The following is a 16361-nucleotide window of genomic DNA, read 5'->3' as shown; positions in this document are numbered from 1 at the left end:
GCGTCGCGCGTGAACGGCGGATGCCCCGCGCCGGGCAAAAACAAAAAAACCGGCCAATGGCCGGCTTTTTTCGTTTATCTCCACTTCGCCGTTTCCGGGAAGTGGTGGGCGGTACAGGGTTCGAACCTGTGACCCCTACCATGTCAAGGTAGTGCTCTACCGCTGAGCTAACCGCCCTTCTCAGCAACAATTTCTTCGTTGCGAGGGCGCGTATCTTAACCAAGGAAACAGGGAAGAACAATAGGTTTCTGCAAATATCTTCACATTGCCTCCCTCAACCCAGATTCGCCTCCTTCAGGCGGTGAATCTGGTCGCGCACGCGGGCGGCGTCCTCGAACTCCAGATCGCGTGCGTGCTGGTACATCTTCTGCTCCAGCTCCTTGATCCGGGCCACCAGCTTGGCCGGCTCCATCGGCAGGTAGTCGGCCTCCGGCTCTGCCACGCGCCGCCCCTTGCCCTTGGCAGCGGACTTGGCCGAACCATCGTCGTAGGCACCCTCGAGGATGTCGACAATCGGCCGCGCCACCGACTTGGGCACGATGCCGTGCGCTTCGTTGTACTCCACCTGCTTCTGGCGACGACGATCGGTCTCATCGATGGCCACCCGCATCGAGCGCGTCACCTTGTCGGCGTACAGGATCGCCTTGCCGCGCACATTGCGTGCGGCGCGGCCGATGGTCTGGATCAGCGAGCCGCTTGAACGCAGGAAGCCCTCCTTGTCTGCATCGAGAATGGCGACCAGCGACACCTCCGGCATATCCAGACCTTCGCGCAGCAGGTTGATACCGACCAGTACATCGAACTTGCCCAGGCGCAGATCGCGGATGATCTCCACGCGCTCGACCGTATCGATATCGGAGTGCAGGTAGCGCACGCGAATGCCGTGTTCACCCAGGTACTCGGTGAGGTTCTCGGCCATGCGCTTGGTCAAGGTAGTGACCAGCACGCGGTCGCCCATCTTGATGCGCACGTTGCACTCGGACATCAGGTCATCCACCTGCGTGCCGACCGGGCGGATCTCGATCTGCGGATCGATCAGGCCCGTCGGCCGCACCACCAACTCGGTGATGTCATCGCCCGACTCGCGCAGCTCATACGGACCCGGCGTGGCCGACACATAGATGCTGCGCGGCGAACGCGCCTCCCATTCCTCGAAACGCAGCGGGCGGTTGTCCAGCGCCGACGGCATGCGGAAGCCGAATTCCACCAGCGTCTCTTTGCGCGAACGGTCGCCCTTGTACATCGCGCCGATCTGCGGAATGGTGACGTGCGATTCGTCGATCACCAGTAGCGCATCGGCCGGCAGGTAGTCGAACAAGGTCGGCGGCGGCTCGCCCGGCGCCTTGCCGGTGAGATGCCGCGAATAGTTTTCGATGCCGTTGCAGTAGCCCACCTCAACCATCATCTCCAGATCGAACTGGGTGCGCTGCGCCAAACGCTGCGCTTCCACCAACTTGTTCTGTGCGTACAGCTGCTCCAATCGCTCCTTCAGCTCTGCCTTGATGGTTTCGACCGCCGCCAGCACCCGCTCGCGCGTGGTGGCGTAATGCGTCTTCGGATAAATGGTGTAGCGCTGCATCTTGCGCAGGCTTTCACCGGTAAGCGGATCGAACATGCTCAGCTGCTCGATCTCACCGTCGAACAACTCGATGCGCACCGCCTCACCATCCAGTTCGGCCGGGAATACGTCGATCACCTCCCCGCGCACACGGAACGTGCCGCGCTGCAACTCGTATTCGTTGCGCGAGTACTGCAGCTGGGTGAGGTGCTTGATCAGGTCACGCTGATCGATGCGCTCGCCGGTGGACAGGATCAAGCGCAGCGACAGGTAATCCTCCGGCGCGCCCAAGCCGTAGATCGCCGATACGGTAGCCACCACGATCGCATCCGGCCGCGACAGCAGGGTCTTCGTCGCCGCCAAGCGCATCTGCTCGATGTGCTCGTTGATCGAACTGTCCTTCTCGATGAAGGTGTCCGACGACGGCACATACGCCTCGGGCTGGTAGTAGTCGTAATAGCTGACGAAATACTCCACCGCGTTGTGCGGGAAGAACGCCTTGAACTCGCCGTACAACTGCGCGGCCAGCGTCTTGTTCGGCGCCATCACCAGCGTCGGGCGCTGCACGTGCTGGATGACGTTGGCGATGGTGTAGGTCTTGCCCGAACCGGTGACGCCGAGCAGCGTCTGCTTGGCGATGCCGGCCTCGAAGTTCGACACCAGCTTGTCGATGGCGGCGGGCTGGTCACCCGCCGGGGAATACGGCGATACGAGCTGAAAGCGATCAGACATGAGGGGGAGCACTGGCCTGCGTGGACTGCCCAGTATGCCAGCCGCCGGATGACGACCGGCCACGGCGCAGCCCCACGTTCAGCCACGCTGGACACTGACGGCCCAGCCTCGGCCGTCCCGCAACCCTGACCGGTCTCCCTCCTCAGGAAAGGCCGCGCATGTCCCGCCTTCCCCCTTCTCGGCGACACCTTTCCGCCGCCCTGCGGCAAGGGTTCACCCTGGTCGAACTGATCGTCTGCATGGCAGTGATCGCACTATTGGCTGCCCTCGCCACCCCGTCGCTGTCGGCACTGCTGGAACGGCACCGCGCCATTACCGCCGAGCATGCCCTGATCAATCACCTGCAACTGGCCCGGATAACAGCGGTCACGCGCAGGAAACCGGCGGTGCTATGTCCGTCGCTTGACGGCTGGCACTGCAGCGGCCGGAACGACTGGAGCATCGGCTGGCTGGTATTCGTGGATCACCACGGCAAGCGGGTGCCGGGCGACCCGGCTGATATCGTGCGCGGCGACAACCATCCCACTTCATCCAAGCTCAGGCTCATCAGCACGCGCGGCAGATCCAGCATCCGCTACCTGCCCGACGGGCGCAGCACCGGCTCCAATCTCACCATCTCCATCTGCAGCAAGGACGGCGCGATGCTCAGCCAGATCATCGTCAACAACGCCGGCCGCGCACGCAGCCAGCGCCCCAAGACGCCGCGCCCCTGTGTTGAATGAGCAAATTCGGGCAGATGAATGGTTGCGCGTCCTGCTCAGGACGATTAGAATGCGCCTCCCCGCCCGAATAGCTCAGCCGGTTAGAGCACTTGACTGTTAATCAGGGGGTCGTTGGTTCGAGTCCAACTTCGGGCGCCAAGATTCAAGAAAAAGCCTGCGAGCAATCGCAGGCTTTTTTGTTGCCCGTCATTTGCTGCGCACTCTTCAATCCCGCTCGGCAACCAACACCGTAGGCCGGGATGGAATCCCAGCAACTCAAGAGTGATGTCGGCAACGATGCGACAGCCGGGCCGGCGGCGATATTCGCGGCGATGATTACGAGCCGGCGCATTGACGCTTGATGCTGGGATTTCATCCCATGGAAAGCACCTGCCGCAGCCCCCAGCGCTTCAATACATGGCACTGAAGAACGCCATACCTTCGTCAAGGCTCGCGATTGCCTGCGTGCATTTCGTCGAACGGCGACATGGCGTCGAAATTCCATTCCGATGCGCACACGCTGCGCATCGCCCGGGCGCGAGACGTGCGACGGCTTTCCGCGCGACCTGCCAGCCCCAGCACACAGGCAAAGAAAAAGCCGCGATTTCTCGCGGCTTTTTCAGTATCTGGCGCCCGAAGTTGGACTCGAACCAACGACCCCCTGATTAACAGTCAAGTGCTCTAACCGGCTGAGCTATTCGGGCGGGGACGCGCATTCTATACGCATGTTACGCGCGATGGTAGGGGTGATTGGCCAACATTGCTGCTGCGCGATACACCTGCTCGGCGACAACCAGCCGAACCAACATATGCGGCAAGGTCAGCGGGCCAATCGACCACTTTTCATCGGCAATTGCAGACACTTCCGCGGCGTGCCCTTCCGGGCCGCCAATCAGGAACGCCAAGTCGCGCCCCTGCGAACGCCAGTGCTCCAGGCGCTGCGCCAGCTGTTCGGAGCTGAGCTGACGTCCCGGCACATCGAGTGCGATGACATACGCATTCTTCGGCAGCGCGGCCAGCACGCGCTTGCCTTCGTCTTCGATGGCCCGCTTCGGGTCGCGACCTTTGCCACGCAGGCCCGGCTCGATTTCCACCAACTCCAGCGGCAACCAATGCGACAGGCGCTTCTGGTACTCGGCAAAACCCTGCGCCACCCAGGACGGTGCGCGCTCACCGGTGGCAATCAACTTGGCTTTCATGGCGCAACCTCGGTGCGGCGTTGAAACGAAGACGGCGCCCTGCGGCGCCGTCGCGAAGCATGCAGCAGCAAACGATCAGCGATCGAACTGCTCATCCTCGTCGTCGTATGCGGACGGCGGCTGGTCGCCAACGGTCCACAGACGCTCCAGTGCATACAACTCGCGCACGCGCGGCAGCATCACGTGAACGATCACGTCGCCCAGATCCACCAGCACCCACTCCGCCTCGCGCTCGCCTTCGACGCCCAGCGGCATGATGCCGAGGTTCTTGGCGAAACGGACGACTTCGTCACCAATCGACTTGACGTGACGGGTGGAGGTGCCGGAGACGACGACCATGTAATCGGCGACGCTGGACTTGCCACGAACGTCGATCTCTACCGCGTCCTTGGCCTTGAGTTCTTCCAGCGCGGCATGAACGGATGCCAGCAGGGCCGGAACAGACGGCGGCGGGCTGGGCAATTGGGTCTTGATGACTTGGGCTTCGGTGGTCAAAGCAGCATAACTCGATGAATAAGGGGTCGATTATAGAGAACCCAGCCGAAACCGGCATTCACGGCGATGGATGGCAGTCATAAAGGCCCTGATCCTGAATGTAGTCAGCGACCTTGGCTGGCACCAGCGACTGCCACGGGCCGCCGCTGGCGATCAGCTCGCGTACGGTTGTGGCCGATTCCGCATGCAGAGGCTGGCGCAGCCGCCAGACCCGCCCCGCCGCACTGGAAAGCACGCCAATAGTCGGCGCCCAGGCATTCTGGAGGTGAGCCGCCAGCAGCGGCGGCAATGCGCCATCCAAGGCGCTGCCTGGCCGCTCAGCCACCACGATATGGGCCAGCTCAAGCAGGTGTTCCCATTCATGCCAGGTGGTCAGCCCCAGCAGGCTGTCGGCGCCCATCAGCAGCGCGACCGGGCGCGACATTCCGAATTCAGCGCGAATATCGCGCAAGGTATCCGTCGTCCACGAGGGCACGCCGGGCTGCCGCTCGGCGCGCTCCAGCTCGCGCAGGTCCACGATGAAGTCAGGCTCGTCCGCTGCTGCCAGCTCCAGCATTCGCGCACGTTGCCGGGCATTTGCGCCGGGCACGGCGCGGTGCGGGGGATCGGCGGCCGGCATCAGCCGCACCGGCACCCGCAGCTCCTGCGCCGCACAGCGGGCAATGGCCAGGTGACCGTTATGGATGGGATCGAACGTGCCGCCGTAGAACATCAACATTCCGGCAGCGGCGGGATCAGCGGGCGGCGCGAGCACCGGTTGTTGCACGTCAACGCACCCCGCGCGCCAGCAATCGCACGGCGCGCGCTTCGGACAGGGCAATCAACAGGCGCTCCAGCGCCAACCACGGATCGCCGTCGGCGCGGCCTTTGGCCATGCGATCCACCTGCGAGGCTTCAGCAACGAAGCGCTCCCAGCGACGCGGGTCCGGATGCCGCTGCAATGCGCGCTTGAACGGTGCCTGCCGCGATTCCCAGATGCCCTTGGCCTTCATCTCACCGCCAAGGTTGCCGCCAGCGGCCTGCACCCGCGCCAGCCCAGCGGTCAGCAACAGCTCGCGGATCACCATCGGCATCAAGGCGGCAACGGCCTCGCCTTCGCCACGCAGGCCGGCAAGCATGCGCAGCACCGCCTGCGGCTGGCCGGAGAAGGCGGCTTCGTTGAGGCGGAACACGTCGTAACGGGCGGCATCAGCGACCAGCGACTCCATCTTTGCTACATCCAGCGGCTGGCCATCGGCCAACAACGCCAGCTTGTCGATTTCCTGCGCCGCAGCCAGCAGGTTGCCTTCCACGCGTTCGCTCAGCCGTTGCACGGCCGCTGGATCGGCGCGCAGGCCCTTGGCCCGCAGGCGACGTTCGATCCAGTCACCCAGTTCATGCGGCTTGATCGCCCACGCCACCGACAGCACGCCGGCCTTGGACACCGCTTCGGCCCATTTGCCTTGATGCGCCTTGCTCCACTCGCCAGCGGTGATCAGCAGCACCACATCCGGCGCCGGCCGCGCGCAGAAATCACTGATGACTTCGGCGCCTTCCTTGCCTGGCTTGCCGCTGGGCAGGCGCACTTCCACCAAACGCCGGGCACTGAACAGGCTCGGCGCATTGAAGCTGGAGGAGAGTTGGCTCCAATCGAAATCGCGGCCGTCGGCGTCGAATACCTCGCGCTCGCTGATGCCTTCGGCGCGGGCCTTGGCCCGCACCGCGTCAGCGGCTTCGATAACCCGCAGCAGCTCCGGGCCGGCGATCAAATAGACGGGCGCCAGGGCTGAGGAAGCGGCCTGGGTCACCAACTGTTCTGGACGCAGCTCCATTGCCTACTCCTGCCGTCGCGACATGGGGAACACCGGCAATGCCTCAGCCGGCATCGCCCTCGCCTTTGGCACCTTCGATGACAGGCGGCGCATTCTTCTGCTTCTCCACATCGGCGCGGATCACGCTGTCGATGCGGCGCAGGATGGAGGCGGACATTTCCCGGCGCAGTTCGTCGGCCAGGATTTCGCGTTCGGTGGTGGTGCCGGTGGCATCCAGCGGCGGCGACACGTAATCACGCGACAACTCCACCGCCTGCTCCGGCACCAGCACGCTGCCGTCCGGCTTGAGGAAGGTGAACACCACGGCGTAGCGCAGGCTGTATTCCTGGGCGCGGCCCTGGGCGTCGATGGCGATGGGCAGATCACCCCAACGCTCGGAACGGATCTGCAGGCGCGCAAGGCCCGGATCGTCCTTGCCGCGTCCTGGCGTTCCGTCCTCGCCAACCACATTGGCACCGGAAGCACGCAGACCGCGATTGATCAGCTTGACCAGCTCGCTGTAGCGGATTTGCGACTCCACTTTGACTGAGGGCATGTCCGCCGGCAGGGTCAGCCGGTTGCGCAGATGGAAACCGCAGCCGGTCAGGGTCGTGGCAAGGATCAGGGCGATCAGGTATCGAGTCATGGACACAGTCTGTAGGAGCCAGCCGGGAGCGGCAATAGAAAACAGCCCCGGATCATCGCGCATTGGAGGTGAGCGGGGATGAAACCGCGCGGTGTTGGAGGCACGCCTGGGCCGTTCGGCACTCTTTTCTGGAGACTTGCTTGAGTGTGGGTTGCTGGACAAGGAGCAGAAGCTCCCCCTCATCCGCCCTGCGGGCACCTTCTCCCGCTTGCGGGAGAAGGGAAATGCATGCCCCGCGTGCGGGAGAAGGGAAATGCATGCCCCGCGTGCGGGAGAAGGAGCCGTTCGCCCCTCTCACGGGAGAGGGGCTTTGAGTCGCATCGACTGCAGGCTTACGCCGCGACGATGTTGACGATCTTGCCCGGGACGATGATCACCTTGCGGATGGTCAGGCCTTCCAGGAACTTGGCCGTGTTCGGCTCGTCCTTGGCAGTGGCTTCGATCAGCTCACGGGAGGCGTCGGCGGCCATGTCGATGGTGCCGCGCAACTTGCCGTTGACCTGCACGGCCAGGGTCACGGCGTCCTTCACCAATGCGGCGGCGTCGGCCTGCGGGAACGGCTGGTCTTCCAGCAGCGTCTCGCCATTGCCCAGCAGCTGCCACATCGCATGACAGGCATGCGGGGTGATCGGATTCAGCAGCAGTACGGTGGCCTGCAAGGCTTCCTGACGCACGGCGCGGCCCTGCTCGCTGGCGTCGTCGAACTTGGCCAGCGCGTTGAGCAGCTCCATCACCGCGGCGATGGCGGTGTTGAAGGCGTGGCGGCGACCGTAGTCATCGCTGACCTTGCCGATGGTTTCGTGGGTCTTGCGGCGAGCAGTCTTCTGCTCGGCCGTCAGTGCCGCCACGTCCAGCGCCGGAGCGCTGCCGTCGGCGGTGTGCTTGTAGACCATCGTCCACAAACGACGCAGGAAGCGCGCCATGCCGTCGACGCCGGCTTCATTCCACTCCAGCGACTGTTCCGGCGGTGCGGCGAACATCGAGAACAGGCGCACGGTGTCGGCGCCGTACTTGGCCACCATCGCCTGCGGATCGACGCCGTTGTTCTTGGACTTGGACATCTTCTCGGTGCCGCCGATCACCACCGGCTGGCCGTCTTCGCGCAGGGTCGCACCGACAATGCGGCCACGCTCGTCGCGCACGGTGTCCACATCGGCCGGATTGAACCAATCCTTGGAGCCGTCGCTGTTCTGCCGGTAGAAGGTTTCGGCGATGACCATGCCTTGGCACAGCAGGTTCTGCGCTGGCTCGTTGCTTTCCACCATGCGTGCGTCACGCAGCAGCTTGTGGAAGAAACGGAAGTACATCAGGTGCAGGATGGCGTGCTCGATACCACCGATGTACTGGTCCACCGGCAGCCAATAATTGCCGCGCTTGTCGACCGCATCGCGCGCACCCGGTGAGGTGTAACGGGCGTAATACCAGCTCGACTCCATGAAGGTGTCGAAGGTGTCGGTTTCGCGCTCGGCCGCGCCGCCGCAGTCCGGGCAGGTGGTCTTGCGCCATTCCAGGTCGGCCTTGATCGGCGAACCGGTACCGTTGAGTTCCACGTTCTCCGGCAGGATCACCGGCAACTGGTCTTCCGGCACCGGCACCGCGCCGCAGGCGTCGCAGTAGATCACCGGAATCGGGCAGCCCCAGTAACGCTGGCGGCTGACGCCCCAGTCGCGCAGGCGGTAGTTGACGCGGCGCTGGCCCTGGCCCTTGCGCTCGAAACGCTCGGCCAGTGCCTCGAAGGCGCCCTGGAAATCCAGACCATCGAACTCGGCCGAATTGACCAGTTCGGTCTCGCGGCTCTTGTCGCCGTACCAATCCTGCCAACAGGTCGCATCGTAGCTGCGCTCGTCGTCATTCTTCGGCGACTTCAGCGCGATGACCTGCAGCTTCGGCAGGTTGTACTTGGTAGCGAATTCGAAATCACGCTGGTCATGGCCGGGAACCGCCATCACCGCGCCGGTGCCGTAGCCCATCAGCACGAAGTTGGCGACCCAGATCTGCACCTGCTCGCCGCTGACCGGATGGATGGCGCGCAGGCCGGTGTCCATGCCGCGCTTTTCCTGGGTTTCCAGCTCGGCTTCGGAGACGCCGCCCTGCTTCATTTCAGCCAGCATCGCGGCCAGCTGCGGGTTGTTCTTGGCTGCATGCAGCGCCAGCGGGTGTTCGCCAGCGATGGAGACAAAGCTCACGCCCATCACCGTGTCCGGGCGGGTGGTGAACACGCGCAGCGGATCCAGCGCGGCGCCGTCCACGTCGCGCACGTCGAACTGGATTTCCAGGCCTTCGGAACGGCCGATCCAGTTGCGCTGCATGGTCTTGACCGAATCCGGCCAGCCCGGCAGTTCATCCAGGCCGTCCAGCAGTTCCTGTGCGTAATCGGTGATGCGCAGGAACCATTGCGGGATCTCGCGCTTCTCGACCAGCGCGCCAGAGCGCCAGCCGCGGCCATCGATGACCTGCTCGTTGGCCAGCACGGTGTTGTCCACCGGATCCCAGTTCACCACCGAGTTGCGGCGGTACGCCAAGCCCTTGCGCATCAAGCGGGTGAACATGCGCTGCTCGTGCACGTAGTACTCAGGCGTGCAGGTGGCGAACTCGCGCGACCAGTCGATCGCATAGCCCATCGCCTTGAACTGACCACGCATGTGGGCAATGTTGGCGTAGGTCCACTTGGCCGGCGCGGTCTTGTTCTTGATTGCGGCGTTTTCGGCCGGCAGACCGAAAGCATCCCAGCCCATCGGCTGCAGCACGTTGTGGCCGGTCATGCGTTTGTAGCGGCTGATGACGTCGCCAATCGTGTAGTTGCGCACATGGCCCATGTGCAGCGCACCGGACGGGTACGGCAACATCGACAGGCAGTAATACTTGGGCTTGTCCGAGGCTTCAGTCACCTCGAAGGCACGCGTGTCCTCCCAGAATTTCTGAGCGGCGGATTCAACCTGCTGGGGATCGTAGATATTGGGTTCGACGCTGGGCATGGCAACGCTGGGCAACGGCAAAGCCGCAAAGGGTACCGCAGTGCATCATCGCACTCCAATCCGGGCCGAACCCGTCTCTTCTGGAAACCCCCAGGTCATTGATATCTGAAGGGTTTCACGCGCGACCAACAATTGCGGACAGTAGCCACTGGCGCGTTTCAGCGTGCCGGCGCCAGCCGCCACGCCGCCAACAGCCACACCAGCCACCCCAGGAAGGCCAGCCGCTGCGCCATCGCCACCGGCATGGCCGCCTGGAACAGGAAGGCGCTGCAGGCACTCCAGATCGCGCAGACCACCGCCAAGGTTGCCAGTGACCGCCACGGGCTGGCCTTGCCGGCGCCCAGCCGCAATGCGATGGCACCGGCGCAGAACGCCACCAGCCACAGCAACCATGCGCTGGCGTGGAACTGGCTGGCGCGGCTCTCGATATCGTCCATGTCCAGCGGCAAAAGCCCCATCGCAACGAAGGCAATACCCGCCAGCAGCAGCATCTGCCCGCCTACCCGCAAGCTGCGCGGCGCGTTGGCCGGCATGCGCAGCACCAGGTCGAGCATGGCGAGCACCGCCAACAGGCCCGGCAGCACAAAACCGACCGCACTGAACAGTTCACCGCCGGGCACGCCGCGCGCGCCGAGCAGGGAAATCGGATGGCGCAGTTGGTCGTAGCCATCCAGACGGGCGCCAAACACCATCACCGCCACAAGCCACACCGCCGCCGCGACCGGCCCTGCCCACGCCAACACTTTCAGTTTCGACACAACACGCACCCTGCCCGGCTATGGCCGGGACACAGGCGTTCCGGCTGACCGCTGCATTGTGAGGGCTGTCGAATGCCGCTGCACGATTGCATTTTGGAATGCGCGATCGCTCGAAGGTTCACGCAGGCGCGCGCCGAAGCACCTATCGATGCGCATCCGGCATCGCCATTCGCAGAAAAGCCATCCGAACTCGCCACCTTTCTGCGAAATATAAGTCCGTAGTTCCCTTAGCGAACCACTCAGCGCCGACGCGGAAGTGGCTACGCCTTTTCAGACGTTTCTCAGAGATTCGCTGAGGGCTTGTTCCTATATTCGCCAGTCCCCCAAGCGCTGCCGTCTTTCGCCAGCCAAGGACGAAGGCTGCATGTCAGACAAGACCAAATCCACGTTCTCCGCTCCCGTCAGCGGAGCGTCCTCCGGGTTCGTCGCCAAGCCGTCTTCCGGCGTTGAACTCACCCCGTCGATGGCACTGAATGCCGCCGACGCCGTGATGGGCGCCGTGGACAACAAAACCGTCGCCAAAGCGCAGAAGGTGCTTTCAGCGGCAAAGTCCGCCGCCGAGTTGCTGCAGACCTCGCAGAACATCGATGTGGGCGGCTTGATGGCCAAGGGCGCCGAGCTGGTGGGATTGGCGAGCCCTGAGGCAGCGCAGGTCACCGGTGCCGCGTCGCAGGTCGCATCGCTGGCGCAGACGTTCAGTGCCGTGCCGAACTTGGCGGCCAGCGCGACCCCACCATTTGTGCCGGGCAGTTTGCGGCCGGATGTGCATCCGCTCGGCGGCCAGGCGATCGGTGATTTCATTCAGTCGCCCGAGTTCTACGCACCGCCGCTTATTCGTCCGCAGGATCTGGACAGCAGCGCCGCCGGCGTATTGGACGACCGCAATCGACTGCTGCGGCTGCATGCACCGCTGGGCGATGACAAGCGGCTGTACATCGCCGCGCTGGAAGGCAATGCCGCGCTCTCCAACCCGTATCACTACCGGCTGCAGCTGCTGTCGCGCAACGCGGATATCGATCTGCAGGAGGTGATGGGCAAGAGCTTCACCGTCGGCATCCGCCTTGCCGATGGCAGTGAGCATCCGATCAACGGCTACATCACCGCCTTTGGCTTCTCGCGCACCGATGGCGGCCTGGCGATGTACACCGCCGAGATGACACCGTGGCTGTGGTACCTGCAAACGCGCATCACCAGCCGGATTTTCCAGGACATGTCGGTGCTGGATGTGCTGGACAAAGTGTTCAAAGACTACGGCGGCCTGCCTGACTACCAGTTGCGCATCAGCAAGCGCCCTGCCCCGGAAACCTACATCGTCCAGTACGACGAAAGTGATTTGAATTTCGTCAGCCGTCTGCTGGAACGCCACGGCTTGTTCTACTACTTCGAGCATCGCGATGATGGCCACAGCCTGATCATCAGCGACGATTCACCTGATTCATCGTGCTGCCCCGCGCAGCAAGCGCATGCGGTGGTGCGCTACAACGCCGGCGATCGCGTGGATGCGCAGGACACATTGACCGCGCTGTCGGCGCACCGCAGCTTCCAGCCCAGCGCGGTCGCTTTGAACACGTTCAAGTACAAAGACCCCTACGCCATTCAATACGTTGAACAGCCGACCTTGGCCGAACAAGGCGATGTGCCGAAGCTGACGGTGTATCACGGCAATCCGGCGTTCACGCACAAAGACCAGAAGGCCGGTCGCCACGACGCGCAGTTGCTGATGGAAGCCTACGAATGGCAGGCCAAGTTGTTCGTCGCCCAATCCGAATGCCGCGGCATACAGGCCGGGCACACCTTCGTGCTCACCGGGCACCATTGGTTTGAATCCGACGCGGATGCGGATTTCCTGGTGGTGGGCACGCAGATCGATGCGCGCAACAACTTCAACCTGGGTGACGACGTCACCGAAGGCAGCGGTGATGTCTACAGCAACACGCTGACCTTGATCCGGCGAAAGATTCCGTATCGCCCCGTGCGTCACCACGCCAAGCCGATCATGAAAGGCCCGCAGACCGCGACCGTCGTCGGCACGGCGGGACAGGAAATCCATACCGACAAATACGGGCGCATCAAGGTGCAGTTCCCGTGGGATCTGGAAGGCCGCCACAACGAATCCAGTTCCTGCTGGATTCGCGTATCGCAGCCGTGGGCAGGACGCGGTTGGGGCACGGTCGCCATTCCACGCATCGGCCAGGAAGTGCTGATCGATTACATCGAAGGCGACCCCGACCGCCCGGTCAGCACCGGCAGATTGTTCAACGCGCAACAGAAGATGCCATTCGACGGCCCCGAAGCGGCCAACGTCATGGGCTTCATCAGCAACTCCACGCCGGGCGGCGGCGGCCAGTGCCGCATGACGATTCGCGATACCGCCGGGCAGGAGCTGATTGATCTGTTTTCGCAGAAGGACATGAATGTCACGACGCTGAACAACATGGCGACCGTGGTCAAAGGACCCGAGCAGACCAACGTGGTCAGCCATGGGCTTCAGACAAATACGGTGCAGAAATCCATTGAGATCACGTCTGTCGATGAAAGCATCACGGTCAAGGCGAAGACCGAAATCAAGCTAACGTCGCAAGCCGCGAATATCGCAGCCAAAGCGAAAGCCGCGGTAACGCTGGAATCTGAAACGGAGCACGTCACGATCACCGGCAAAACACTCGTGCGGTTGGTGGCTGGAAAGAGCAGCCTGGAATTGCAGGCAGACGGCACGATCCTGCTCAACGGAAAAATCGTGCAGATCGTCGGCACCTCGTCTGTCGACCTCAATCCGTGACGGAGAAGATCAATGCCTAACTATCACCTCCATGAAGGTCTGTTGTGCGTGCCAGCTGGTTGGCGCGACCAGTCCATGAACGTTTTCCGGCTCCCCGGAAAGAACAGCAACAAGGATGCGGCGATCATCCTGACGCGTGACTATGAGACACCTTTGGCCACAGCGGCCGAGTACGCCGACGCACAGCAGGAAGCCGCCAGGAAGAGCTTCCCTGGCTACAGGCAGATTGAGCGGATTGAAGCGCAGATCGACGGACAGCCTGCCGCCGTCGTCGATTACCAATGGCGCAGCAATGGCAGCGCACTGCTGAGACAACGCCAGCTCTACGTCCGCCATCAATCGGTGATGTTGACACTCACCGCTTCGGCGATGGCAGACGAATTCGCGCAAATCGATGAGATGTGGCCGACGCTCTTGGCAAGCTTCAAATTGTTTGAGCGCGAGATCGAAGTACCGATGACCGCTGAAACCGCCGTTGCAAGTGCGCTTCCCCATGTATTCGCGCTTTCGGCGCGCGACCGGCAGTTGCACGTGTTTGCTGCTGCGCATGATGCCTGCCACCAGATAGATCCTTTGGAAGTCGAGGACGATGGCTGGGTGTTCTTTGCCAGTAGCGGCATGCCCCTCAAGCCACACTTCATCAAGCCCAATCGTCGCAGCATGCTGCGGATAGAACGCGGCTTCTATGAACTCGCCCCCGACACTGCAGGTGTTTCATTGCCGTTGATGAAACGCATGAGCGGCGTGACCATCGCGCAAGGTGCGGCACCCTTTGAAACCCTGGAGCAGATAAACAGCCATCTGCTTGCAACTGCCTTGCCAGCCGACGCTTTGGCATGAGCGGTGCCGAGGCTGCACTGCGTGCTGCGCGATTGGCCGATGAGGTTGTTCACGGCTTCGGTTTGATCGGCATGGTCGCAGGCGCCGTGATCGGTGCCGCGGTTGCTGCAGCCATCGTCGTTGCCGGCGTCGCCACCGGCGGCCTGGCTATCGCCGTCATTGTGGGTGGTTGCATTGCCGGCGGCGGCCTTGCGGGTGGCTCACTCGCACGCGGCATCATGAAGGCCGCTGATCTACCCGGACCCACCACCGGCGTCCTCGCCGCTGCCGGGCCCAGCCGGGTAACCGTCAATGGCCGGGCGGCATTGCGCGCAGGCGTGGATTTCTCAGCCGGCTGTAGCGGCGCACCGATGAATCACTTTGCGATGCCTGCGCCGGTCCTGATCGCCGAGGGCTCAAAGACCGTCACCATCAATGGCAGGCCGATGGCACGCCAGTCGATGCGGCTGGTCTGCGGCGCGAAGATCAAAGGCGGCAGTAACAACGTCACGGTGGGCGGACCAACCATCTGCGTTGTGGAGGTCACCGACCACGAAGAAATGTTCGAGACCGGCCTACAGGTCTTGGGCTTCGCAGCCCTTGGTGGCGCGGCGCTGGGCGCAATTGCTGCGGGAATTGGAGCCACTGCGGTTTTCGGAGTGGTCGTCGGCGGCTCAATGCTCGGCATGGAAGCCCTGCACAGCTGGGGCGAATCGCTTGGCCCGGGTTATGGCGACATCATGGTGGGTGCGGTTGGTTTTGCAACATTGGGCATTGGCACAAGGGCAGCCAAGACGCAACGAGGACGCAGCGCAATCGACGTCCTGAACCGCACGGAAGTAAAAATAAATCCAAACAAGCTCGGCTCCAATCTTGGAAATGTTGAGATTGGAATGCGACCAAAGAATCAGGAACCCTTCGTGGGGAAACTTCGCGGTGCGCAAGTCGAGCTGCCGAATGTAAAAACACAACGATTTGAGTACATAAAGCGAGCTCCCGAAGAGACAAAAGTGCTGCGCAGCGAGTTCGACAAGTCCGGCGGCGCGCGCGAAACATTCCTCAAAGGCCTAGCATCCGACCCAAAAAATAGATCTGCTCTGAAAGAGGCCGGCCTGACTGAAAATGACATCTCTGGCCTAGCGAATGGTCGACCACCCAAGGACTGGCAGGTTCATCACAAACGTCCACTGGACGACGGCGGCGATAACTCCGCAGGCAACCTTGTACTAATTAAGAATGAGCCTTACCACAAAACCATAACTAACGAGCAACGAAGCCTTACGGGAGACATGAAGCCTGGCGACAGCCGCATCGTCGACTTCCCAATCCCAGATGGATTCATCTACCCAAAGAAGGCAAATTAAATGTACAGAAAACTCCTTGAGCGTGCTGCAGAGGAGCAACAAGCGCACCAATCAAGACTGCAGCCTCCTGCAACCATCGAGCAGATAGAATCGCTCCAACTAAAAGCAATAGAGCAACTAGGAATGGCGCTGCCTACCGAGTACACGGATTTTCTGAAATCCACCAATGGATATGCTTGGAACGGCGTATCCCTGTACCCATCAGAGAACTCAACTGCAACAGGTGAAACTGCCGTTTTATATGGAATTCTTGAGCAGAACGCCGTCTTCCTAGCCAGCCGAAATTATTCAGAATTCATATTGATCGGCGAAGACAACCTGGATTATTACCTATACAACACCCAATCCAGACAGTACGAAGCGCGAGACCGTGTCCCACTGGATTACGCGTACGAAACCTTCGGCACGTTCAAGGATCTTGCGGAGTACGCGATCAATAAGAGCCTCGGCCAGACTTGAACTTGCGATCACATCACTTCAGCAACAAGAAGACAAAATCAAAATTTCAGCATTTATGAGTCATCCGCTCTTCCGCTGGCACGCGA

At 62.3% G+C, this 16361-nt stretch carries 13 protein-coding genes and 3 tRNA genes; 6 read left to right on the top strand and 10 right to left on the bottom strand.

From position 1 onward, the window contains the following. Positions 1–102 precede the first annotated feature (102 nt). Both ACREP4_RS09550 and uvrB read right to left on the bottom strand, forming a co-directional pair. Positions 103–177, bottom strand: a tRNA-Val gene (locus tag ACREP4_RS09550). Positions 178–274: 97 nt separating this feature from the next. Next, on the bottom strand, positions 275–2290 hold the full coding sequence (gene uvrB, locus ACREP4_RS09545) for an excinuclease ABC subunit UvrB (protein ID WP_431595948.1): 2016 nt from the start codon (positions 2288–2290) through the stop codon (positions 275–277). A 158-nt stretch (positions 2291–2448) separates the two neighbouring features. On the opposite strand from uvrB, the gene ACREP4_RS09540 reads away from it, so the two are divergent. Next, entirely contained in the window at positions 2449–3012 is a 564-nt protein-coding gene (locus tag ACREP4_RS09540; RefSeq protein ID WP_431595947.1) for a GspH/FimT family pseudopilin, read from the top strand. A 61-nt stretch (positions 3013–3073) separates the two neighbouring features. Further along, positions 3074–3150 (top strand) — tRNA-Asn (locus ACREP4_RS09535). 468 nt (positions 3151–3618) lie between these two features. Here the strand turns inward: ACREP4_RS09535 and ACREP4_RS09530 are convergent. From ACREP4_RS09530 to ACREP4_RS09495, 8 genes are all read right to left on the bottom strand, one after another. Continuing rightward, positions 3619–3695, bottom strand: a tRNA-Asn gene (locus tag ACREP4_RS09530). Positions 3696–3719: 24 nt separating this feature from the next. Then, complete coding sequence (gene rlmH / locus ACREP4_RS09525) at positions 3720–4190, bottom strand: 23S rRNA (pseudouridine(1915)-N(3))-methyltransferase RlmH (RefSeq protein ID WP_431595946.1); 471 nt, start codon at positions 4188–4190, stop codon at positions 3720–3722. Between the two features lie 75 nt (positions 4191–4265). Next, a complete protein-coding gene (rsfS, locus tag ACREP4_RS09520; protein WP_431595945.1) occupies positions 4266–4685 on the bottom strand; it encodes a ribosome silencing factor in 420 nt (139 codons plus the stop codon). Between the two features lie 58 nt (positions 4686–4743). Further along, positions 4744–5403 carry a nicotinate-nucleotide adenylyltransferase gene (gene nadD, locus ACREP4_RS09515; RefSeq protein WP_431595944.1) on the bottom strand — a complete coding sequence of 220 codons (660 nt, stop codon included), beginning with the start codon at positions 5401–5403 and terminating at the stop codon, positions 4744–4746. 49 nt (positions 5404–5452) lie between these two features. Continuing rightward, on the bottom strand, positions 5453–6496 hold the full coding sequence (holA, locus tag ACREP4_RS09510; protein ID WP_431595943.1) for a DNA polymerase III subunit delta: 1044 nt from the start codon (positions 6494–6496) through the stop codon (positions 5453–5455). A 43-nt stretch (positions 6497–6539) separates the two neighbouring features. Next, the gene (lptE, locus tag ACREP4_RS09505; RefSeq protein ID WP_431595942.1) at positions 6540–7121 is read right to left on the bottom strand and encodes an LPS assembly lipoprotein LptE; all 582 of its coding nucleotides are present in this window, start codon (positions 7119–7121) and stop codon (positions 6540–6542) included. 332 nt (positions 7122–7453) lie between these two features. After that, positions 7454–10096, bottom strand: a complete 2643-nt coding sequence (leuS, locus tag ACREP4_RS09500; RefSeq protein WP_431595941.1) for a leucine--tRNA ligase — start codon at positions 10094–10096, stop codon at positions 7454–7456. A 158-nt stretch (positions 10097–10254) separates the two neighbouring features. Beyond that, positions 10255–10854, bottom strand: coding sequence for a DUF998 domain-containing protein (locus ACREP4_RS09495; RefSeq protein WP_431595940.1), 600 nt, complete (start codon positions 10852–10854; stop codon positions 10255–10257). Between the two features lie 364 nt (positions 10855–11218). Here ACREP4_RS09495 and ACREP4_RS09490 point away from each other — a divergent pair, with 364 nt between their 5' ends. Genes ACREP4_RS09490 through ACREP4_RS09475 form a run of 4 tightly spaced genes read left to right on the top strand, consistent with a single transcriptional unit; the run spans position 11219 to position 16275 of the window. Then, positions 11219–13633, top strand: coding sequence for a type VI secretion system Vgr family protein (locus ACREP4_RS09490; RefSeq protein ID WP_431595939.1), 2415 nt, complete (start codon positions 11219–11221; stop codon positions 13631–13633). A 12-nt stretch (positions 13634–13645) separates the two neighbouring features. Continuing rightward, positions 13646–14473 carry a DcrB-related protein gene (locus tag ACREP4_RS09485; RefSeq protein ID WP_431595938.1) on the top strand — a complete coding sequence of 276 codons (828 nt, stop codon included), beginning with the start codon at positions 13646–13648 and terminating at the stop codon, positions 14471–14473. Next, complete coding sequence (locus tag ACREP4_RS09480) at positions 14470–15816, top strand: PAAR domain-containing protein (RefSeq protein WP_431595937.1); 1347 nt, start codon at positions 14470–14472, stop codon at positions 15814–15816. The genes ACREP4_RS09485 and ACREP4_RS09480 overlap by 4 nt, the downstream gene beginning before the upstream one ends. Continuing rightward, positions 15817–16275 carry a YrhA family protein gene (locus ACREP4_RS09475; RefSeq protein WP_431595936.1) on the top strand — a complete coding sequence of 153 codons (459 nt, stop codon included), beginning with the start codon at positions 15817–15819 and terminating at the stop codon, positions 16273–16275. Positions 16276–16361: the final 86 nt, after the last annotated feature.

It is taken from the genome of Stenotrophomonas sp. (assembly GCF_050737575.1).
GTDB lineage: Bacteria > Pseudomonadota > Gammaproteobacteria > Xanthomonadales > Xanthomonadaceae > Stenotrophomonas.
The sequence above is the reverse complement of the archived record's forward strand: the minus strand, read 5'-3'. Positions and strand labels throughout refer to the sequence as shown.